The 20259-nt window shown below is 65.5% G+C and carries 16 protein-coding genes and 3 pseudogenes; 9 read left to right on the top strand and 10 right to left on the bottom strand.

All coding sequences use genetic code 11. The features are described from left to right. Positions 1–431 precede the first annotated feature (431 nt). Positions 432–1244 carry an HTH-type transcriptional regulator BhcR gene (gene bhcR / locus MOTC310_RS24250; RefSeq protein ID WP_331303609.1) on the bottom strand — a complete coding sequence of 271 codons (813 nt, stop codon included), beginning with the start codon at positions 1242–1244 and terminating at the stop codon, positions 432–434. 190 nt (positions 1245–1434) lie between these two features. On the opposite strand from bhcR, the gene bhcA reads away from it, so the two are divergent. Genes bhcA through bhcD form a run of 4 tightly spaced genes read left to right on the top strand, consistent with a single transcriptional unit; the run spans position 1435 to position 5765 of the window. Further along, positions 1435–2625: an L-aspartate--glyoxylate aminotransferase BhcA gene (bhcA, locus tag MOTC310_RS24245; protein WP_331304104.1), complete on the top strand. Its 1191-nt coding sequence runs from the start codon at positions 1435–1437 to the stop codon at positions 2623–2625. A 5-nt stretch (positions 2626–2630) separates the two neighbouring features. Further along, positions 2631–3605 carry a beta-hydroxyaspartate dehydratase BhcB gene (bhcB, locus tag MOTC310_RS24240; protein WP_331304103.1) on the top strand — a complete coding sequence of 325 codons (975 nt, stop codon included), beginning with the start codon at positions 2631–2633 and terminating at the stop codon, positions 3603–3605. Beyond that, a complete protein-coding gene (gene bhcC / locus MOTC310_RS24235) occupies positions 3602–4765 on the top strand; it encodes a 3-hydroxy-D-aspartate aldolase BhcC (protein ID WP_331303608.1) in 1164 nt (387 codons plus the stop codon). The genes bhcB and bhcC overlap by 4 nt, the downstream gene beginning before the upstream one ends. 34 nt (positions 4766–4799) lie before the next feature. Beyond that, positions 4800–5765, top strand: a complete 966-nt coding sequence (bhcD, locus tag MOTC310_RS24230) for an iminosuccinate reductase BhcD (RefSeq protein WP_331303607.1) — start codon at positions 4800–4802, stop codon at positions 5763–5765. A 704-nt stretch (positions 5766–6469) separates the two neighbouring features. Here the strand turns inward: bhcD and MOTC310_RS24225 are convergent. Genes MOTC310_RS24225 through MOTC310_RS24210 form a run of 4 tightly spaced genes read right to left on the bottom strand, consistent with a single transcriptional unit; the run spans position 6470 to position 11138 of the window. After that, on the bottom strand, positions 6470–7546 hold the full coding sequence (locus MOTC310_RS24225) for a BMP family ABC transporter substrate-binding protein (protein ID WP_331303606.1): 1077 nt from the start codon (positions 7544–7546) through the stop codon (positions 6470–6472). Positions 7547–7567: 21 nt separating this feature from the next. Further along, entirely contained in the window at positions 7568–8491 is a 924-nt protein-coding gene (locus MOTC310_RS24220; RefSeq protein WP_331303605.1) for an ABC transporter permease, read from the bottom strand. Beyond that, positions 8488–9576 (bottom strand): ABC transporter permease, encoded by a 1089-nt coding sequence (locus MOTC310_RS24215; protein ID WP_331303604.1) that lies wholly within the window; start codon positions 9574–9576, stop codon positions 8488–8490. The genes MOTC310_RS24220 and MOTC310_RS24215 overlap by 4 nt, the downstream gene beginning before the upstream one ends. Next, entirely contained in the window at positions 9573–11138 is a 1566-nt protein-coding gene (locus MOTC310_RS24210) for an ABC transporter ATP-binding protein (protein ID WP_331303603.1), read from the bottom strand. Before MOTC310_RS24210 ends, MOTC310_RS24215 begins: the two co-directional genes overlap by 4 nt. A gap of 880 nt (positions 11139–12018) precedes the next feature. Here MOTC310_RS24210 and MOTC310_RS24205 point away from each other — a divergent pair. Beyond that, positions 12019–13229, top strand: a pseudogene (locus tag MOTC310_RS24205) (IS256 family transposase). 355 nt (positions 13230–13584) lie between these two features. Here MOTC310_RS24205 and MOTC310_RS24200 read toward each other — a convergent pair. After that, positions 13585–14422 (bottom strand): IS5-like element ISMra2 family transposase gene (locus tag MOTC310_RS24200; RefSeq protein ID WP_331303602.1). Its coding sequence is split into 2 segments (ribosomal slippage): positions 13585–14064 and positions 14066–14422, totalling 837 coding nucleotides; the frame shifts between segments, so codons are not numbered across the junction. Then, on the bottom strand, positions 14422–14988 hold the full coding sequence (locus MOTC310_RS24195) for a hypothetical protein (RefSeq protein WP_331303601.1): 567 nt from the start codon (positions 14986–14988) through the stop codon (positions 14422–14424). The genes MOTC310_RS24200 and MOTC310_RS24195 overlap by 1 nt, the downstream gene beginning before the upstream one ends. 6 nt (positions 14989–14994) lie before the next feature. Between MOTC310_RS24195 and MOTC310_RS24190 the strand changes: the two genes are divergently transcribed. Continuing rightward, positions 14995–15504 carry a hypothetical protein gene (locus MOTC310_RS24190; RefSeq protein ID WP_331303600.1) on the top strand — a complete coding sequence of 170 codons (510 nt, stop codon included), beginning with the start codon at positions 14995–14997 and terminating at the stop codon, positions 15502–15504. A gap of 515 nt (positions 15505–16019) precedes the next feature. On the opposite strand, the pseudogene MOTC310_RS24185 reads toward MOTC310_RS24190, so the two are convergent. Further along, positions 16020–16483 (bottom strand): annotated as a pseudogene (locus MOTC310_RS24185) (IS5 family transposase); the annotation flags it as partial. Between the two features lie 78 nt (positions 16484–16561). On the opposite strand from MOTC310_RS24185, the pseudogene MOTC310_RS24180 reads away from it, so the two are divergent. Next, positions 16562–16714 (top strand): annotated as a pseudogene (locus tag MOTC310_RS24180) (IS110 family transposase); the annotation flags it as partial. A gap of 164 nt (positions 16715–16878) precedes the next feature. On the opposite strand, the gene MOTC310_RS24175 reads toward MOTC310_RS24180, so the two are convergent. Then, a complete protein-coding gene (locus MOTC310_RS24175; protein WP_331304134.1) occupies positions 16879–17286 on the bottom strand; it encodes a hypothetical protein in 408 nt (135 codons plus the stop codon). A 464-nt stretch (positions 17287–17750) separates the two neighbouring features. Between MOTC310_RS24175 and MOTC310_RS24170 the strand changes: the two genes are divergently transcribed. Next, the gene (locus MOTC310_RS24170) at positions 17751–17885 is read left to right on the top strand and encodes a hypothetical protein (RefSeq protein ID WP_331303599.1); all 135 of its coding nucleotides are present in this window, start codon (positions 17751–17753) and stop codon (positions 17883–17885) included. A gap of 573 nt (positions 17886–18458) precedes the next feature. Here the strand turns inward: MOTC310_RS24170 and MOTC310_RS24165 are convergent. Continuing rightward, positions 18459–18968, bottom strand: a complete 510-nt coding sequence (locus tag MOTC310_RS24165; RefSeq protein WP_331303598.1) for a TetR/AcrR family transcriptional regulator — start codon at positions 18966–18968, stop codon at positions 18459–18461. A gap of 130 nt (positions 18969–19098) precedes the next feature. Between MOTC310_RS24165 and MOTC310_RS24160 the strand changes: the two genes are divergently transcribed. After that, entirely contained in the window at positions 19099–20259 is a 1161-nt protein-coding gene (locus MOTC310_RS24160) for an efflux RND transporter periplasmic adaptor subunit (RefSeq protein WP_419539950.1), read from the top strand.

The following is a 20259-nucleotide window of genomic DNA, read 5'->3' as shown; positions in this document are numbered from 1 at the left end:
TGTGGTGCGGCCTACACCTTCACGCCGACGTCAACGCGGCCCGCACCGCCCGGGGGGACGTTCCCTCGTCGAGGGCGCAGGGACCGCGGACGGCCGGCGTGGGATCCTCGACGGGCTGGTGCAAAGGCACGTCGCGCGATGACAGCAGGAGCGCGTGCTGCGTCCCCTGGGCCGAGACGGGAGCGCACGGCGCACCGCCGACCCACGTCTCGACAACCCGCATTCGCGGGGAAGGGGCTTGGCGAGGTCGACTGCCTGGAGCGGGAGCGACACGGAGAACCGGGCACGGCGCGGAAGAGGACTATCTTCTTCCACAGCCAAGCCCGGATAGCCGGATCACCCGACATTCATTGGCAGTCGGCATTTGAAAGCCTTTGGTGCCTTGGAGCGATAGCCCCGCATTCATCTTGGCGAAGGCGGGACCCGTCGTATCAGCGGGGGGCACCGAGGAGCCGCGATACCGCGGCCGCCCCGTCTCGCACCAAGTCGCCGATCTCGCCGATCCTCCGGTTCGACAGCCGGTGCGTCGGACCGGAAACGGATATGCCGGCGATCGCCTCGCCGTGGACGTTGAGGATGGGGGCGGCCACGCAGCGCATCCCCGTGGTCCGTTCCTCGTCGTCGACGGCGTATCCGCGTCCGCGCGTCGCCTCGATCTCGTCGTGAAGCCCGCGGAGGGATCCGAGGGTCTTGTCCGTGAAGAGCTCCAGCTGCTTTCCCTTGAAAAGCCGGTCGATCCGCGACGGCGCGAAGGTGCTGAGCAAGGCCTTCCCGATGCCCGAGGCGTGGAGCGGGGACAGCGATCCCGGCGGGAAGAATGCGCGGATCGTCTCGTGCGTCTCGACCTGGCTCACGAAGAGAACGCGGCCATCCTTCTCGACGCCGAGATTCGACGTCTCGCCAGTCTTTTGCATGAGCGTCCACATCATCGTGCGACTGCGCTCGACAACGTTGCTGCGACGCAGGAAGGCCGAGCCGAGGCGGTAGGCCTCGGCGCCCACGTGCCATTCCTGCCGGTCGGAGCCGATTTCCACGAAGGCCCGCCGCTCCAGGGTCGCGAGGACCCGATGCATGGTCGCCACGGACTGATCGAGCCGGCCGGCGATCTCAGACAGGGTTAGGCCGTCCCCCGCCGCGAGCAGGTCGAGCACGTCGAGGGCCCGATCCAGAGCCTGAATCGTCTCGGCAGGCTTGGACCCACCCATCCCCTTCGGCCGACCCCTCCGGCGAAATCCCGGTTCCACAACGGCATCCTTCGCTCGGCCAATGCCAGCCTCGACTATCGTGAAAGTGTTTTCCGTTCAACGAAAAAATGCAACCTCTTTTAAAATATTGATTTTTCGGGATGATTCCTCAAATGGAAAAGTTTTTCAAAAAAATTTCAATTGGTGGGACGCCGTGTTACCGTATCGGCAGCGGAGGAGCACGCCGACAATGTTTGCGCAGAACCCAGTCTTCATCCCCGGTCCGACCAACATGCCGGAAGTCCTGCGTCGCGCTGCCGACATGCCGACGCTGGACCATCGCTCAGCCTTGTTCGGCCAGATCCTGCAGCCCGCCTTGGCCGGCGTGAAGAAGGTGCTTAAGTCGAATGCCGCGGATGTGTTCATCTTCCCGTCGACCGCTACGGGCGGTTGGGAGACGGCGCTCTCCAACACCCTGAGCCCGGGCGATGCGGTCCTCGCGGCCCGCCATGGTATGTTCAGCCACCGCTGGATCGACATGACCCGCCGTCACGGCCTCGACGTTCGGGTCGTCGAGGCGACCTGGGGCGAGGGTCTCCCGGCTGACCGCTTCGCGGAGATCCTCTCGGCGGACAAGGCCCGCACGATCAAGGCCGTCCTGGTCACGCACAACGAGACGGCCACCGGCGTGAAGTCCGATGTGGCTGCGGTCCGGCAGGCGCTCGACACGGCCGGACATCCGGCCCTGCTGCTGGTCGACGGAGTCAGCTCGATCGCCTCCATGGATTTCCGCATGGACGAATGGGGCGTCGACGTCGCCGTCGCCGGCTCGCAGAAGGGGTTCATGCTGCCCGCCGGCCTCGCCATCACCGCCTTCTCGGGCAAGGCCATGGATGCCACCGCCCAGGCGACCTTGCCGAGAACCTACTTCGACGTCCGCGACATGGCGAAGGGTTACGCGAACGACGCCTATCCCTACACGCCCGCGGTCGGCCTCCTGAACGGCCTGAAGCTGTCGACGGAGCTGCTCCTCGCCGAGGGGCTCGAGACCGTCTTCGCCCGGCATCGCCGCATCGCGGACGGGATCCGCGCAGCCGTCGCCGCCTGGGGCCTGGAGCTCTGCGCAGCCCGGCCGGACCTGTACTCCGACACCGTCAGCGCGATCCGCACGCCAGAGGGTTTTAACGCCACCGAGATCGTTACCCATGCCGCCCGCAAGTACGACGTCGCCTTCGGCGTCGGGCTCGGCGAGGTCGCCGGCAAGGTGTTCCGCATCGGCCATCTCGGCAGCCTCACCGAAGTGATGGCGCTGAGCGGCATCGCGGCCGCCGAGATGGCGATGGTCGATCTGGGTTTGCGCATCGAACTCGGCTCCGGCGTCGCCGCCGCGCAAGCGGTCTACCGGGGTGCAGCGGCGCCTGGCCTGCGCGCCGCCGCTTGACCGCGATGGACACCTCGCGCATCCCCTCCCTCGACGATGTGCTCACCGCCCACGAGCGCATCGGGCCGCATATCCATCGCACGCCGGTCATGACCTCGCGGATCATCGACGCCGCCGCCGGCGCCGAGTTGTTCTTCAAGTGCGAGAACTTCCAGAAGGCGGGCGCCTTCAAGGCGCGGGGCGCCTCGAACGCCGTCTTCAGCCTCACCGACGCGCAGGCCGCCCGGGGCGTGGCGACCCACTCCTCGGGCAACCACGGCACCTGCCTGTCCTACGCGGCGGGCCGGCGCGGCATCCCCTGCACGGTGGTGATGCCGCGTACCGCGCCCCAGGCGAAGAAGGACGCCGTGCGCGGCTACGGCGGCCGGGTGGTGGAGTGTGAGCCGTCCACCTCCTCCCGCGAGGCCGTCTTCGCCGAGGTCGTCGCCGAGACCGGCGCGGAGTTCGTGCACCCCTACAACGATCCCCGGGTCATCGCCGGGCAGGCGACCTGCGCCCGCGAGCTGATCGCGCAGGTCCCGGATCTCGACGCGGTGATCGCCCCGATCGGCGGCGGCGGCATGGTGTCGGGCACCTGCCTGACCCTGGCTGGTCTCGCCCCGCACATCGCCGTCTACGCGGCGGAGCCCGAGCAGGCGGACGACGCCCATCGCAGCCTGAAGGCCGGTCGGATCATCGCCGACGACGCGCCGGTGACGGTCGCGGACGGGCTCAAGGTGCCGCTGAAGGACCTCACCTGGCACTTCGTCCGCCACCACGTCGCCGACATCCTCACGGTCTCCGAGGCCGAGATCGTCGCGGCGATGCAGCTGATCTGGAAGCGGCTTAAGATCGTCATGGAGCCGTCCAGCGCCGTCGCCCTGGCGGCGGTGTTAAAGAACCGTCCCGTCTTCGCCGGACAACGCGTGGGCGTGATCATCACGGGCGGGAACGTCGATCTCGACAAGTTGCCTTGGCAACGAAGGGAGGCACAGGAATGAACGCATACGCCCGGACCGCCGAGCCTGAGGTCGGCTTCGATGTCCCCGCGCTGCCCGGCATGCGCGAGGACGAGATCCAGACGCCCTGCCTGATCCTCGACCTCGACGCACTCGAAGCCAACATCCGCAAGATGGGCGACTACGCCAAGGCGCACGGGATGCGCCACCGGGCCCATGGCAAGATGCACAAGTCCGTCGACGTCCTGAAGCTCCAGCAGGAGCTTGGCGGCGCCTGTGGCGTGTGCTGCCAGAAGGTCTCGGAGGCGGAAGTCTTCGCCCGGGCGGGCATCAAGGATATCCTCGTCTCGAACCAGGTGCGCGACCTCGGCAAGATCGACCGGCTGGCGCGGCTGCCGCTCCACGGCGCACGGATCATCGTCTGCCTCGACGACGTGGCGAACGTCGCCGACCTCTCGGCGGCGGCGCAGCGGCACGGCACGCAGCTCGACTGCTTCGTCGAGATCGATTGCGGGGCCGGCCGCTGCGGCGTGAGGACGACGCCCGACGTGGTGGAGATCGCACAGGCCGTCGCGGCCGCGCCGAACCTGCGCTTCGCCGGCCTCCAGGCCTACCAGGGCGCCATGCAGCACATCGACGGCTACGAGGAGCGGCGGGCCAAGCTCGACGCGGCCATCGCCCAGGTGCGCGAGGCCGTCGAGGCGTTGAACCGGGAGGGCCTCGAGCCGGAGCTCGTCAGCGGCGGCGGCACCGGCAGCTACTATTTCGAGGCTGGATCCGGCGTCTACAACGAGCTGCAATGCGGCAGCTACGCGTTCATGGACGCCGATTACGGGCGCATCCTTGACCGGGACGGTCGGCGTATCGATGCGGGCGAGTGGAAGAACGCCCTGTTCATCCTCACCAGCGTGATGAGCCACGCCAAGGCCGACAAGGCGATCTGCGACGCGGGCCTGAAGGTCCAGTCGGTCGATTCCGGCCTGCCCTTCGTCTTCGGCCGAGACGACGTCAAGTACATCAAGTGCTCGGACGAGCACGGGGTGATCGACGATCCGGAGGGCAAGCTGAAGGTTAACGACAAGCTGCGGCTGGTCCCCGGCCACTGCGATCCGACCTGCAACGTCCACGACTGGTATGTCGGCGTCCGCAACGGCCGGGTCGAGACGCTCTGGCCGGTCTCAGCCCGCGGCAAGGCGTATTGAGGCGCCGGCCCGTGCCCGGACGGAGAGGACGCCCATGATCATCGTTCCCGAGGGCGCCATCGAAGGCCTGGTCACGGCGGCGGATTGCTTCGCCGCCGTCGAGAAGGTCTTCGCCGCGATGGCGAGGCGGACGGCCCGGAACTTCCCGGTCGTCCGCGAGGCGATCGGCCATGCCGAGGCCCTGTATGGCTTCAAGTCGGGCTTCGACCGGGAAAGCTTGGCGCTCGGTCTCAAGGCCGGCGGCTTCTGGCCCGGCAACGCTGCGAAGGGCCTGACCAACCACCAGTCGACGGTCTTCCTGTTCGATGCGGATACCGGACGCTGTCGCGCGGCGGTGGGGGGCAACCTTCTGACCGCCCTACGAACGGCCGCGGCCAGCGCGATCTCCATCCGCCACCTCGCGCGACCGGACTCCCGGGTGCTCGGCATGATCGGCGCCGGGCACCAGTCTGCCTTCCAGCTCCGTGCAGCCCTGGGACAGAGGACGTTCGAGCGGGTCCTCGCCTGGAACCTGCACCCCGGCATGTTCGGCCGCCTGGCGACGGTAGCGGGGGAGCACGGCGTGACGTTCGAGGTCGTCGATCTCGACCAGCTCGGGGCTGAGGCCGACGTCATCGTCACGATCACGTCCTCGTTCGCGCCGATCCTGAAGGCCGCGCAGGTCCGGCCGGGCACGCACCTCGCCTGCATGGGGACGGACACGCGCGGCAAGCAGGAGGTGGAAGCGGAGCTTCTCGCCGCCGCGACGGTGTTCACTGACGAGGTCGCGCAATCGACGAGTATCGGCGAGGCGCAACACGCGGTGGCTAGCGGACTCCTCGCGGCGGACGCCATCGTCGAGATCGGGACCGTGATCAACGGCGATCACCCAGGACGGACCTCCGCGGGGGAGATCACCCTCTTCGATGGGACGGGCGTGGGCTTGCAGGATCTCGCCGTGGCTTCGGCGGCGGTCGATCTGGCGGTGTCCAAGGGGCTCGCCGTGGAAGTCGCCTTCTGACCCACCCTTTCTCGATCCGCGCATCCGGACAGTCGGGCCGAGCAAGAGGCCCGACGAGGACCATGGCAGTCCGATTGCCGGCTCAGGCGGCGCTCGCCCAACGGTCGGGCGGCGCCGCCGATCCCGGGCAAGGATCGCTCTATGGCAGCCGGCATGGATGCATGACGAAGCCAACCTGATTGAGCGACTTACGCGCGATCCCGACGGCGACGACCGCGGCGGTCGCGCCGGACCCGGACCGCAGGAAGCATCGCGTGGATGTCCGCGGCGACCGGGGTTATCACCATCGGACGCCGCCGTGTCGACGCCCATGCGGACTTAGCGCCCGCATGGGCGATTTCCGTCGCGCCGACCACTTCGCCCGCAGCCCGGACGTCGGCAGGGGCGTTGTGCCACTCTACGTCGACGTGCGGGATGCGGGGTGGAAGGGAATTCGAGCGGGCGACGACCCACGCCTCCGTCGAAGCGACGAGCTCCGCCCCTCGATGGGTGGTCCCGGTCGCGTACCCGAGCCGGCTCCCGCCCGCGGCTCCGGGAAGGTCACCTTGCGGCTGGCCGGAACGCCCGTTCGTCCAGCTTTGGTCGATCCTTCCCCGACACTGCGATCCGGACGATTCGCGCCTACGTCGTCAGCAGTTCGGCGTAGCCGAGGCGCGGGGAACGGGATCGAGGGTCGATCGCCTCGTCGACCGCTCCCCGGTCCGTCACTTCCTGGCCGGGATCTTCGCGTCCACGCCCTTCACGAGGAAGTTCATCCCTTTGATCTCCTTATCCGACAGGGCGGCGCCGGCAGCGACGGCTTGGCTGCCATCGTTGGCCATGATCGGCCCCTGGAAGGGTTGGAAGCCGCCGGTGCGGATCTCCTCTTGCCTGGCCAGGATCGCCTTCTTGTGGTCCTCGCCCAGATCCTTGTTTAGGCCCGCTACGGCCATGGACGCATCCTTGACCCCGAGGAACGTGTCATCGCCTTGGAACTTGCCGTCGAGGACCTGTTGCACCTTCCGCACGAAACCGGGCGCGAAATCCGCCTGCGCCGCGCACAGGTGCTTCTTTGGTGCGAATTTGCTGGCGTCGGACATGGTCACCGTGACGTAGACGCCGAGCTGCTCGGCCGTCGACACCGTCGACGCCGTGCCCGGGAACAGCGAGTACACGACATCCGAGCCCTGCGTGACGAGCGATTCGGCGGCCGACTTCTCCTTGGTCGGGTCGAACCAGGAATTCAACCAGACCACCTTCACGGGCTTCAGTTCGGGATTGACACTCTGGGCGCCGAGCACCCAGGCGTTCAGGATGTTCAGTACCTCCGGGAGCGGGAACGCGGCCACGATGCCCAGCTGCTTGGACTTGGTGGCGAACCCGGCTGCCATCCCACAGAGATAGGATCCTTCGTAGTGCCGTATGGCGAGGGTGGCGAAGTTAGGCTCGTTCATGTAGCCGCCCAGGTGAAGCAGGCTGAGCTTTGGATCCTTGCGGGCGAGGCGGAGGCCGTCGTTCATCTGGCCGAACCCACCTAGGATCACCATCCTGCTGCCGTCGGCAGCCATCTTGTTCATGACACGGGTCGCGTCGGGGCCCTCGAGCACGCCCGTGACCGAATTGAGTTGGATTTTATCGCCGAACGTCTGGACGAGCGCCTTGCCGCCTCTGTCGATCTCGTGGTCCCACCCGACCTCCGCGATGGCGTTCGGGATGAGCAGGCCGACCTTCAGCGGATCGGACAGGGCCGGCGCCGCCGCGAGATGAAGCGCTGCGGCGGCGAGGATGAGCTTGCTTCTCATGTTTGTTTCGCTCCTAGGGGATCAGGCCGCGGGACTGTAGCTCTCGCCCAGGGACATCGGGGCGTTCAGGCGGATCCGCGCGATGTCGCTCGACACGATCGCGAGGATGGCGATGGTGGACACGTACGGGACGCATGCCATCAGTTGGGACGGGATCCCGAGTCCGATCGCCTGAACGGCGAGATCGAGTAGGGAGACGGCGCCGAAGAAATACGCCCCCACCATCAGGCGCGTCGGCCTCCAGGTCGCGAACACGACCAGAGCGACGGCGATCCATCCTCGGCCGGCGATCATCCCCTGTGACCACAGCGGCGTCAGGACGGTGGAGGCGTAGGCTCCTGCCAGGCCGGCCATCGCGCCCCCGAAAAGGACGGCGAGAAACCTGACGCGGGTCGGACGGAGGCCGAGGGAATGGGCGGAGCGTGGGTTCTCGCCCACCACGCGGAGCGTCAGCCCCGCCCTTGTCCTGCGCAGGAACCAAGCGGCCGACGCACCGAGGACGACGGACATGTAGACGACCGCGTCCTGGCTGAACAGGATTGGGCCGACGATCGGCACGTCCGCCAGGATTGGCACGTGCAGCCGCTGAATCGGAGTGGTGACGGCCCCTTCGTACGGCATCCCGACCATCGCGGAGATGCCCAGGCCAAGTAGCCCGACCGCAAGGCCGGACACGACTTGATTGGCCAGCAGGCGCAGCGTCAGGAGGGCGAAGACAGTCGAGAGCGCCGTAGCTGCGAGCATGCCCGCGGCCATACCGAGCGCGTGCGAACCGGTGTGCGTCACAGTTATGAAGGCGACCACGGCCCCGATCGACATCATGCCTTCGACGCTGAGGTTGAACACTCCCGATCTCTCGCAGATCAGCTCCCCCAAGGCTGCGAGGAACAGCGGGGTGGCGGTCGCGAACGCGCCCGCCAGCACGAAAACGAGTGCGTCGCTCATGCCTGGGCCCCCACACGCCTGACGAACCCAACCCGGATGTCGTTGTTGACGAAAAAGGCGCACGCCAGGTAGTACACCAGGAGCAGGCTCTGCAGGACCGCAGGCGCCGAGGCTGGTATCTGGCCGGTGGCGAGGGCGTTGTCGCCGCCCACGTAGATGACGGCCATGAAGAGCCCGGCGAGCACGATCGCGATCGGATTGAGCGCGCCGAGGAAGGCCACGATGATCGCGGCGTACCCGTAGCCTGGCGTGAGGATCGGCTGCAGCTTGCCGAGAGGGCCAGCGATTTCACCGACCCCCGCCAGCCCGGCGGCCGCCCCGCCGAGGAGCAGCGAAACCCACACCGCCTGCGTTTGCGAGAATCCTGCATAGCGCGCGGCGTCGGGCGACACTCCCCCGATCAGGAGTCTGAAGCCTGCGAAGCTGCGCGTCACGAAGATCCAGGCCGAGACCGTGGCCGCGACACAGATCAGGATCGAGACGTTTGCGCGGGTCTCGCCGAACGTGGGGAACAGGGCCGCATCCTGGAAGGGCACGGATTGCGGGAAGCTGAAACCGCCCGGATCGCGCAGCGGCCCCATGACGGCGTAGTACAGCAGCTGCCTCGCGATCTCCGTGAGCATCAGCGTGACTATGATTTCGCTCGCGTTGAACCGCGTGCGCAAAAGCGCGGCGATTGCCGCCCACAACATGCCCGCGGCCGCGGCCAGCACGATCATCGCGGGCAGGAGCAGCGCCGAGTCGCTGTCCGGCAGGTAGACGGGCACCACGGTGGCGGCGACCGCGCCTACGATCAGCTGTCCCTCTGCGCCGACGTTCCAGACCTTGGCCCTGAAGCCGATTGCCAATCCCTGGGCGATCAGGATCAGCGGTCCCGCCTTGATGGCGACTTCCCCAAGGTTGTAGGCGGACGACAGGGGCTCGACGAAGAAGCCGAACAGGACGGCTCCCGGGGATGCCCCGTACGCGGAGAACATCACCGCCGCGGAGGCGACCGCCAGCACGACGGTCAGGAGTGGGACGATGACCATGCCCCACCGCGACGGGCTTTTCCTCCGGGTGACCTCGACTGTCAAAGGTATCATCGATGCGTATCCTGCGGTCGCTGGTCGAACATGCCCATCATCATCCTTCCGACGATCTCGGCGTCCACGGAACGGCCGTCCATGGCCTGGGACAGCCTGCCCTTGGACATGACCGCGAGGCGGTCGGATATTTCGAAGAGCTCCTCGAGTTCCTCCGACACGACGAGGATGGCCACGCCGTCCTCGCGAAGGTCGATCAGCCTCTGACGCACCATCGCCGCGGCGTTCACGTCGATGCCCCAGGTCGGCTGCGAGACGACCAGGACCTTCGGGGACGTATATATCTCGCGCCCCACGATGAACTTCTGCAGGTTGCCCCCCGACAGGCTGGCGGCCGGGGCCACCCGCCCCGAGCAGCGGACGTCGAGGTCGGAGATGCACGCGTCGGTGAAACTGTCGCGCTTGGCGTTGCGCACGAGCCCCATGCCCACCATCCCGCGACGGTGACCGGTCAGAAAGGCGTTGTCGGACAGGGATAGCGACGGGGCGGCGCCGCGTCCCAACCTTTCCTCCGGGACGAAGGCCAAGCCCTTGTTGCGCCTTTCCGCCGCGTGGAGATGCCCGATGGACTCGCCCATCATCTCGACGGCGTCCCGTCGGGAGGCCGGTAGGGTCCGCTCCCCGGAAAGGAGCTTCATGAGGAGCGACTGACCGTTTCCCGATACGCCGGCGATCCCAAGGATCTCGCCCGACCGGACCTCGAGTGATACGTCGTCGAGGTTGACCGCGAACGGGTCCGGGTCCGTCGTGGACAGCCGGTCGACCCGCAGGCGGACGGCGCCCCCCGCCTTCGCCGGCGGATGCTTGGTCCGGGGCAGGTCCTTCCCGATCATGAGGCGCGCCAGTTCGCCGGCGGTCTTGGCGGCCGGGACAACCGTCCCGGTGACCCGGCCCTGGCGCAGGATGGTGGCGGAATGGCAGAGTGAACGGATCTCCTCCAGCTTGTGGCTGATGTACAGGATCGAGATGCCGCGTTCCGACAGTGCCCGTAGCGTTTTGAACAGTTGCTCGACGCTCGGGGGCGGTAGGACGGATGTTGGCTCGTCCAAGATGAGAAGCTCGGGATTCTGGAGCAGGCAGCGTATGATCTCGACCCTCTGCCTCTCGCCGATCGAGAGCGAATGAACGAGCGCATCCGGCTCGATCGGCAGGCCGAACTCGATGCTCGCCTGCCGGATCCTGTTCGAGATCTCGGCGACGCTCCCGGGCACCGTAAGGGCGATGTTCTCCGCCACTGTCACGGTCTCGAAGAGCGTGAAGTGCTGGAACACCATGCTGATGCCAAGAGATCGGGCATGCTCGGGATTCCGGATGGATACGTCCGTCCCCTTCCAGCGTATCGTGCCCTCGTCCGGTCTCACGACCCCAAAGATGAGCTTCATCAGAGTTGACTTGCCGGCGCCGTTCTCGCCGAGAACGGCGTGGATCTCGCCTTCCGAAATCCTCAGGTCGATGCCGTCGTTGGCGGTCGTCCCCTGATAGCGCTTTGTTACCCCGACCAGCTCCAACAGGGGCAGTTCTGACCTTGCGCCGCGTTCCAGCTCGGCCAGCCCGTGAGCCATCAGCATCGATTTCGCCTCGTCAGACCTGGGTGGTTCGGAACGGTCGGACCCCGAAGGCCCGTACGGTCCTGGTTGGCGCGTCGGCCCCGGCATCGATCGGGACCTCGATGGTTTCGAGAGTCCGTCCCCGATGGCATGACCGGTTCTGATGTTCCGGAGCCGTGTCCCCAGGACGAGCGCGCCTCGCTCGAACCTGCCCAGAGGATCCATGCCTCCGGACCACATCGATCGAACCGACGCAGAACGTCGGCTGGGATCATTGGCTCGTTTGAAGCGCTTTGTTTGTCGAATTCCAATTAATTTCTCAATGCTCGGTATGAATACGGTTCAATGCCGAGATTTAGACGCATGTGTGTGTCTGAAGATTAGATTATATTTACATCAAACTGCCGAGTAGGCCGAGAAATTAGACGCCATGTCTAAATTATTGGACACTTCAGCGGCTGGTAAATCTATGTGCAGAACATGCTGTGTTGCGGTGCAAAATGCAACTAAAATATCCTTTGTAGAACACGTCCGAGCATCTTGGGAGGCGCGCGAGTGGTTGGACGTATGGGCTGCCGACCGTTCGGATACGACCCCGAAACTTTGCGCTCGCGTTGCCGAGGCGCGACAGGCCAGGCTGTGACGGTCGCTCAATCCCGTCATGTAGGCAGGAAGATCTTCGGGGTGGAGAAGCCCGGGTATGCAAGGGTTCAACGTGGCGCAGCCGATGACGGGGTCGTGTCCCTGGAGGTGGTGTAGCTCGCCGGTAGCGGGAGAGCCCGCCTGCGCGCCCTTCACCGCGCTGTAGCAGGCGGGATCTCTCGCGGGGTGGTCATCGGCGGATGCCGGGTAGGGTCGGGTTGCGAGCACCAACCTCGAACCCGAGAGACCCCCGATGACCGACGAGATGATGGCCCTGCGCGGGCTGATGGAGAAGAGCGCCGACGCCGATCTGCTGCGCGAGATGATCGGCTTTGCGGCCGAGCGGCTAATGGAGCTGGAGGTCGGTGGCCTGACCGTCGCGGCCCACGGCGAGAAGAGCGCCGAGCGGCTGGTCCAGCGCAACGGCTACCGTGACCGGGATTGGCAGACGCGGGCCGGCACGGTCGAGCTGCGCATTCCGAAGCTGCGCAAGGGCAGCTACTTTCCGGGCTTCCTGGAGCCGCGACGCATGGCCGAGAAGGCGCTCACGGCTGTGATCCAGGAGGCCTACATCCAGGGCATCTCGACCCGCTCGGTTGATGACCTCGTCCAAGCGATGGGCGGCACAGGCGTGTCGAAGAGCCAGGGAAGAGCCAGGTCAGCCGGCTCTGCCAGGAAATCGACGAGCGCGTGGGCGCGTTCCTCGCCCGGCCCATCGAGGGCGAGTGGCCCTACCTCTGGATCGACGCGACCTACGTGAAGGTGCGCCAGGACGGCCGTATCGTCTCTGTCGCCGTAATCGTGGCGGTGGGCGTCAACGGTGACGGCCGTCGCGAGGTGCTTGGCATGGATGTCGGCCCGTCCGAGGCCGAGACGTTCTGGACGGACTTTCTCCGCAAGCTGGCGCGCCGCGGCCTGCGCGGGGTCAAGCTGGTGATCTCGGACGCCCACGAGGGCATCAAGGCGTCGGTGGCCAAGGTGATGAACGCGACCTGGCAGCGTTGCCGCGTCCACTTCATGCGCAACGTGCTCGCCCATGCCGGACGCAGCGGGCGGCGTGTCGTCTCCGCCTCCATCGCCACGGCATTTGCCCAGGACGATGCCGAGGCGGCCCGTCAGCAGTGGCGGCGCGTGGCTGATCAGCTCCGGTTGAAGGTCCCCAAGCTCGCCGCCCTGATGGACGAGGCTGAGCCGGACGTGCTGGCCTACATGGGCTTCCCCACCCAGCATCGGGTCAAGCTGCACTCCACGAACCCGCTGGAACGCCTCAACGGCGAGATCAAGCGCTGGACCGAGGTGGTCGGCATCTTCCCCAACGAGGCGGCCATCACACGCCTCGTCGGCGCGATCCTGCTGGAACAGAACGACGAGCGGGCCGTCCAGCGCTCGCGCTACATCACCCTGGAAGGCATCGCCCCGATCGGCGATGATCCCCTCGTCAGCCTGCCCACCCTGGCAGCCTGATCAATCCGGCCCAAGCCGGCGATCGCGATGGCTCTCAACGAGCTACACCACGCCAAGGGACACGACCGACCGCCCCTGCCAGGGCAGGTCGTCGAGGCGGCGCTGATAGGAGCCGTGGGTTCGATCCGAATGTCTTGGGCAAACCGGGCAGCACGACGCCGCCTACCGCGGCACGGCCATCACGGTCACGTGCACGGGCTCGGACGCAACCGAGATGACGCGCAACGAGGCTGGAATGAGGGGACGCAGGCGCTGGAGCACGAGCAGCCCGGGAATGGCATTCATCCCATCTGAATCGCCGCTACGCGCGACGGCTCCCGCTCACCCCGTTTGGGCCTAGGGCGTCTCTGCAAACTCATGTGAGCCAGAGTATGGTCATGCCGAGGGTGACCATGGCGAGGTAGTTGGCAGCCCGCTTCTCGTAGCGGGTGGCGATGCGGCGATACTGCTTGAGGCGGTTGATCAGCCGCTCGACCTTGTTGCGCTCGCGGTACGCGGCCTTGTCAAAGTCGGGCTGACGCGGCTGGTCCTTGCGGGTCGGGATGACCGGCTCGATCCGACGCTGCCTGAGGCGACAACGCGCCGGCGGACTGGAGTAACCCCGGTCCCCTGCCGTCCTACGGGGCCGTAGGCGCGGGCGGCCTCGCCCTGAGCGCGGCACCGCGCCCTTGTCCATCAAGGCGTCCAGTGCGAACTGCTCGTGCCTTTCGCCGGCCGTCAGCACCGCCGCGATCGGCTTGCCGCCGCCCTCGGCGCGCAGATGCAGCTTGGTGGAGAACCCGCCCTGGCTGCGCCCGAGCGCTTCGCCCACGCCCTCGACGGTCGCCTCACCCCCCGATGGCGCCGGACCGGCGTGCCCCGGCGGCGTGCTGGTGGGCGCGCACCACCGTGGCGTCCACGAAGTGCAGATCCCAGTCCAGGGCGCCGCGGGCGTCCGCCTGCGCCTGCAGGCGCTGCAGCACCCGGTCGAACACGCCGGCCTTGCGCCAGCGGTAGAACCGGCTCGACACGGTTCCGACCGCCCCGTAGCGGGCCGGCAGGTCCTCCCAGGGAGCACCGGTACGCAGGATCCAGAGCATGCCGTTGAGCACTTGGCGGTGATCCTCGGCGGGCCAGCCCGTGCGCGGCTTCTGCGGAGGCAGCAGCGGGGCGATCTGCTCCCACTGCGCGTCAGTCAGTTCAAAGCGTCGCATCAGGCCCACATGGGGCCGATCCCGCGGCCTGTGAACCCTTTGCAGAGCCGCCCTAGTAGTCGGGTGTCCGGTCCGATGGAGGTCGTCCGGCCCGTGCCCTCTCGATAAGGACCGGAGGCCTTCCATGGCGGGCGCTTGATCCGGCGATCGGGGGGCTTGTCTGGGAAAAAGGCATAGGTCACGGCGATGGCGGGCGCAGTCATGGACGCAAACGCCAGCCCGCTCCTGTGCATGCGCCGACGCAATGCAAACCGCCGATTCCAAAGCTGAAACTCGCCCACTACGGAGGTGTCGGCGGGCTTCGGCGATCCATTCGAGAGATCCGCCCCGCCAGAGCGTTCGATGGCATTGGCTAAAAGAGCGATCGTTAAGGCTAAAAAAACCTCTTCAATTTGAATGCAAATTTGTTTATATCTCGCCAATACAAAGTAATAGTGAAAGATATTCGGACCAAATTTGGCGGTCAGGTTCATATAACTTAAAATAATCGCCGATAATCTGCTATCAAGTGAGACAAATGTTGGCCTGCAATCATGATACTTTATCACTTCACTTCGTTCGGTCATCTTCCGATGATTCTGGAGCACGGAGGCCTTCAAAAGGGCGACGTCATCATTGGGGAACAAGGCGAGCAGACGCTCACCGCAACATGGCTCACCACCGACCCGGATCCGACGCGTTGTCGCGGCGTGACGACCGGCGGCTTGGCGGTACTGCCGGCGGAATTAGCGGCGCGGAGCAGCGGCTCGCGTTGGCGCGAGACCATCAACAAGCGGGTGGTACGCATCACCGTCAAGATCCCTTCGACGGACCGAGAGCTTAAGCATTGGGTGGTCTGGGCAAAGGGTCGTGTCGGTCAGGCGCTGTATGACTTTGAAATCGAGTTCTCTGGAGGGAAAGTCAATGTCGCAAATTACTACTTCTATCGCCCTCTCATTCCCAAGGATGATTTTGTCTCGATAGAGCTATTCCATGAAGGCGATGGAAAATTTCATCGTGCGACTGACGAGCAGTTGGCTGCGCTCCGAGCTCACGAGATCGGGCAAGTTTGGTCCATGGCCGAGGCCCCGCGCGACAACTGATTTCGGGACCTGGGCTTCCATTCTGCGGGCGCGACTCACAGCTTGCGGTAGCTGCTGCGATGCAGGCGCCGCCGCAGGCGGGGCGGCGCGGGTGACTGGGCCGCGATTCCGCCGACTCGGATACCGATCGCTCCGCTGGGTCAACCCACCACGGTCGCCACCGCCGTGCGGGAGCCGGCGTCGGATGTAATGCGCGGTGGCTCCCGGGCCGCCGGCGGTGCGGTGCATGAGCGGCTTTGGGGCCGACACCGCGGACGCACCTCCGGGGCCATCGCCCGATCGCCTGTTTATCAAGGGGACTAATCTCGCGCAACGGCGTGCCCCGCCCCGCGAATCGGGGTGCTGCCATACTTGGCGTTCAGCCCGAACCTCGTGGTTTTATCTTGCGGCCGGCTCACGAGGTCTGGCCCGTCCGGTGGCGCGGGAGCCGGATTCCGGTATGGTGTCACCAGCTTTCGGGCCCATCTCCTCGACGTCCGGCCCACAATCCAACCGGGGCAGCTTGATCTTGGCGATCACGCGCCTTGCTGCACGCATCTTACGGTCAGGACCCATAAACAGTAGCTGACGGTTGCGGCGATGCAGACGGCAGCGAGGTGGTTGCGGGCGAGCCAATCGTAGTGGGTTGGCGATGCGGCGGAATTCCTTGAGGCGGCCGAACGTGCCCTCGATGGCGTTTCGCCCGCGATACAGCACGGGCGAGAAGCACGGCTTCCACCGGCGGTGATCTTGAGCGGGATGTTCGGTACAGCCGCAGTCGACTCGATCTGCCTACGGTTGACGTCACTATCATAGCCCATGTCTGACGTACGATGCGGCAGGCGGGTAGACGTTCGAGCAGCGGCGCGCCGGCCCCGCAATCGGCGACCTGACCGTCGGTCAGCAGGAAAGCGAACGGGCTGCAGAAGCGGTCGGTGAGCGTGTGGATCTTCGTCGTGCGCCGGCCCCGCGAGCGGCTGATGGCTTGATTCTGTTCCCCCTTTATGGATGGCCCACTCTTCACTGGCCTTCACTGCTAGGTTTGCAGTTTGGCTCACACCAAGAATGGAGCGGACCGATGGCTATTGCGATAGTTGGGATCGATCTGGGCAAGAATAGCTGCAGCCTCGTCGGGCAGGATGCTGCTGGTCGGGTCGTTCTGCGACGCCGGATGCGGCGCGAGACGGTGATGCCCTTTGGCGCGACGCTTCCGGCCTGCATCATCGCCATGCCGGATCCGCGAACATCATCGGACTGCCTTGCCGGACCGGTCGCACGAGCCCCACCGGGGCGCTGTCCCGCGTTCGGACTTCGCCCGGGGAGGGGATATCCAGGCATGATTGAGGGACCGCATGTCCATAGTGCGTGGATCCGTCCGACACCGGTCGCTGTTTATCAGGGCGCTGTTCTTTGTTCCGCCGAACGGGCCCCGCGCTCGAGCTCGACCGTTGCGGCGGCACGCCGGAGAAAGGCTCTGGTCTCGTCTGCGTTCAAGTCGTCGAGGTCGAGCGCAGAAGGCTCGCGGGCGTCCCTCTCAAAGTCGCGGTAGTAGGCGAGGATGAGGCGGATGCCGCGGACGTACATACCCGTCCGGTCGTCCACGGCCGGTTGCGGGTCCACTTCCTCGGTCAGTAACGCAATCAATCGATCGTAGTCGAGCACGCCGGAATTCGCGGCGAAACTCGCCAGGAGGCCGATGACGACCATGATCGCCTCGCGGGCCTCGGCCTCCCCACCGTCCACGATGGCGCGCAGGTACGCAAGCTCATCCTCCAGGCGGGCGACACGCTCAGCCAATGTCATCCGTCCCTCCCTACGTAGTGGAAGTCGCGCCGAGAGGAGCATCCTCGACCGCGCCGCCGTGATCCCATCCCGGGCACACAAGCACGCCTCCGAATCCTAGCCGATCCGGGATGTCGAGCCAAACCTGCCACGGCGTGGGGCGGAGGGTGGATTTCGGCGCGATCCGGCCACGACGCGCTTCTGCATGCGTTTTGACGGGTGTGGCGTCGAGAACCCTCGTCACGAGGGAGGCAGGGAACCGGCCGGGCCCGAGAGTTCCGCCGGCATGAGATCTAGACGTATGGCCACCTTCGGGAGGCGGATGATGACCTGACCGATTGTGGCGGCGGGGATCGCGGCCTGAACGTCCCGGCCTTCGGCTTCGGGCTCGGTTCCGGGTTCCAATATGCCGGCTTTGGTCGGCCGGCGCCGGTGTCCGGCATTGCGGCCTCGTCGGCGTATTCCATCAGGACGAGGCAAGTCGCATGGTATGCGTCATCTTCGTGCCGAAGTTTGACGAGCAGGTCGAACAGCCATTCCGCCGTCTTCGGTTCTTTTTGCACGATGGCGAAGCGAAACCCGAAGGCGAACTCGAAGGCCGCGCGGATGCCGCAGCCTGAGGCTCTCGGCGTCGCCATACCATTCTTCGACCTTGTTCTGCGCGTTGTTGCAGTACGAGGAGCCCGGCCGATTGGTCGAGGCAAGGAGTTCGGGTCCGGTAAACAGATAGTTATGAGCACGTCCACTTGCTTGAGATGGTTCTCCTCCAAGATGGCGTAACGCCGGCAATCGACGAGTCTTTCTCCGGCCGGTCCATGACCAGCTTCCGGAAGGGGCTCGGCAGCCATTTGATCGGGGCCCCGACCGCCGCGGGGAGGATGCGGGGGGCTCGGCCTCGGCCGAACGCGATCGGCCTTGAAGCCCGCGCGGGAGAGTTCGTAGCTCGGCCACACGTCGAGGGCGAGCGCAGGGACGACGGATCGGACACGCGCCTTCCGATGGAGTGGGACGCCGAGCAATTTCTCAAGCGTCCCGTAGTCAGGCTCGAATAGACGGAGGTCATATCAGGGTGACGGCCGAGCGGTAGGCGTGACCGAGTATGGCTTCATTTTGCGGGCCGTATCGTGCATGAACGATTATTCCCACGGCATCGACCGCGCACGATCGTCCATATTCCATCCGATCCTCAATTATTATTCCGAACTTATTATCTCTAGTATATCATCGAAAATTGCCTCCCAAGCTGTCTGATCCATTTCAATGAGCCCAAGACTTCTCACAAAAAACGCGCCTTCTGCCGCGAAAAAAGCTGTTCTTGCTCTGCGATCTAATTCAGAAATTGTATTAAATTTTCCAATCCAGCCGGCATACCATTTACGGATATTCGGCAGATGCTTGTTCGTCTGAAGAAGCGTCACAAGCATACCCACCATCTTCGCTTGCGTAGTGGCGTCGAAACGGCCCGATGCGATGACGTAGCCTCGGGTCATGTCCAGCGTTCCCCCACCGGCTGTCGAATTGCGTTCGACTTCCGCATCGAAGGCCGCGACCCATCGATCAATCATCGCTGCCACCAAGCCGTCCTTGTCGCCGAAGCAATATTGAACCCCCCCCTTGGTGATGCCGGCCGCTCCGGCTACATTTTCGAACGTCAGAGCGGTCGCGCCGCCTCGGCGAACGATCTCCTCCGCTACGTCGAGCACCTTCTCCCGATCGATTGTTCGCGAGCGTCCCACCGCTTTTCCCCTTTCAATTCCATACGTATGTATTATTAAAGCGCGCGCTGTTAGCAAGGCGCTTGTCACGGCGATCCGCCAGCCGCTTGGATGGACGATGCTCTTACACCGCTATGCCACCGCACCGACCGTACTCGCCACGATGATCCTGCTAGGCGGGATAGGGTGCCAGCCGAACGAGAAAGGTGCTTCCTCGAGGTCCGATACGACGGCCCCCCCTCCGGTCGCCACCGCGACGGTGGGCTCCATCGCGATGCCGCTCTCTATCGACATGCCTGGACGGCTCGCATCCACCCGCGTCGCTGAAGTTCGTGCGCAGGTGTCCGGAATCATCCAGGAACGCACGTTCGAGGAAGGGAGCATCGTCCAGAAAGGCGACGTCCTGTTTCTGATCGACCCGTCTGTCTACAAGGCAGAGGTCGACGCCAAGGCTGCCGCGCTTGCCCGGGCCGACGCGACACGCATCCAGGCGAAACGTCAGGCCGAAAGAACCGATACGCTTCTGGAACGACAGGCGGCAAGCACCGCGCAATACGACATCGCCCAAGCCAATCTGCATCAAGCGGACGCCGACGTTGCCAGTGCCAGGGCGCAGCTCACGAGAGCAAAGATCGATCTCGACCATGCCACGGTACGAGCGCCGATCGCGGGCCGAATCGGTCGCGCCCTTGTGACGGAAGGCACGCTCGTCGGGCAGGGCGACGCCACGAAGCTGGCCGTCGTCCAGCAGATCGATCCCATCTACGCAGATTTCACCCAGTCGGCGGACGATCCCTCCCCGATCACGGCACGTGTCGCCCGGGGAGCGATCGAAGTTCGGCTCGTCGAGAGGAACGGTTCCCTTCACGCGGGCGCCGGCAAGCTCCTGTTCTCGGACATCAGCGTCGATCCAGGCACGGGGCAGGTCAGCCTGCGCGCGACGTTTCCCAACCCTCAGGCCGCCCTGTTGCCGGGTACCTACGTGCGTGTGCGCGCCGAACGCGGGATGAAGGCGGAAGCGACAATCATACCGCCCCAGGCGATTCAACGGAGCAGTGCCGGGGAAGCGCAGGCGTTCGTGGTCGGTCCCGACAACAAGGCGATGCTCAGGCCGATTCGAACCGGTGCCCTCACCGAGGCCGGGTGGGTCGTCGAGGAAGGGCTCAAGCCTGGCGAAACCGTCGTCGTCGAAGGTTTCCAGAAGCTTCAGTCGGGCGTCACCGTAAAACCTGTCGCCGAGGTCGCCCCGGTTCGGGCGGAGGCACCGGCGCACCCCTAA

It is taken from the genome of Methylobacterium oryzae (assembly GCF_036441375.1).
Taxonomy (GTDB): domain Bacteria; phylum Pseudomonadota; class Alphaproteobacteria; order Rhizobiales; family Beijerinckiaceae; genus Methylobacterium; species Methylobacterium oryzae_A.
Note: the sequence above shows the minus strand (reverse complement) of the source record. Positions and strands in the feature narration are given on the sequence as shown.

Bases quoted from the DNA above. Each gene is read 5' to 3' on its own strand.
- bhcA (WP_331304104.1), top strand. From the start codon at position 1,435: ATGTTTGCGCAGAACCCAGTCTTCATCCCCGGTCCGACCAACATGCCG.
- bhcB (WP_331304103.1), top strand. From the start codon at position 2,631: ATGGACACCTCGCGCATCCCCTCCCTCGACGATGTGCTCACCGCCCAC.
- bhcC (WP_331303608.1), top strand. From the start codon at position 3,602: ATGAACGCATACGCCCGGACCGCCGAGCCTGAGGTCGGCTTCGATGTC.
- bhcD (WP_331303607.1), top strand. From the start codon at position 4,800: ATGATCATCGTTCCCGAGGGCGCCATCGAAGGCCTGGTCACGGCGGCG.
- MOTC310_RS24225 (WP_331303606.1), bottom strand. From the start codon at position 7,546: ATGAGAAGCAAGCTCATCCTCGCCGCCGCAGCGCTTCATCTCGCGGCG.
- MOTC310_RS24220 (WP_331303605.1), bottom strand. From the start codon at position 8,491: ATGAGCGACGCACTCGTTTTCGTGCTGGCGGGCGCGTTCGCGACCGCC.
- MOTC310_RS24215 (WP_331303604.1), bottom strand. From the start codon at position 9,576: ATGATACCTTTGACAGTCGAGGTCACCCGGAGGAAAAGCCCGTCGCGG.
- MOTC310_RS24210 (WP_331303603.1), bottom strand. From the start codon at position 11,138: ATGGCTCACGGGCTGGCCGAGCTGGAACGCGGCGCAAGGTCAGAACTG.
- MOTC310_RS24195 (WP_331303601.1), bottom strand. From the start codon at position 14,988: ATGACCGAACGAAGTGAAGTGATAAAGTATCATGATTGCAGGCCAACA.
- MOTC310_RS24190 (WP_331303600.1), top strand. From the start codon at position 14,995: ATGATTCTGGAGCACGGAGGCCTTCAAAAGGGCGACGTCATCATTGGG.
- MOTC310_RS24175 (WP_331304134.1), bottom strand. From the start codon at position 17,286: ATGACATTGGCTGAGCGTGTCGCCCGCCTGGAGGATGAGCTTGCGTAC.
- MOTC310_RS24170 (WP_331303599.1), top strand. From the start codon at position 17,751: ATGGTATGCGTCATCTTCGTGCCGAAGTTTGACGAGCAGGTCGAACAG.
- MOTC310_RS24160 (WP_419539950.1), top strand. From the start codon at position 19,099: ATGCTCTTACACCGCTATGCCACCGCACCGACCGTACTCGCCACGATG.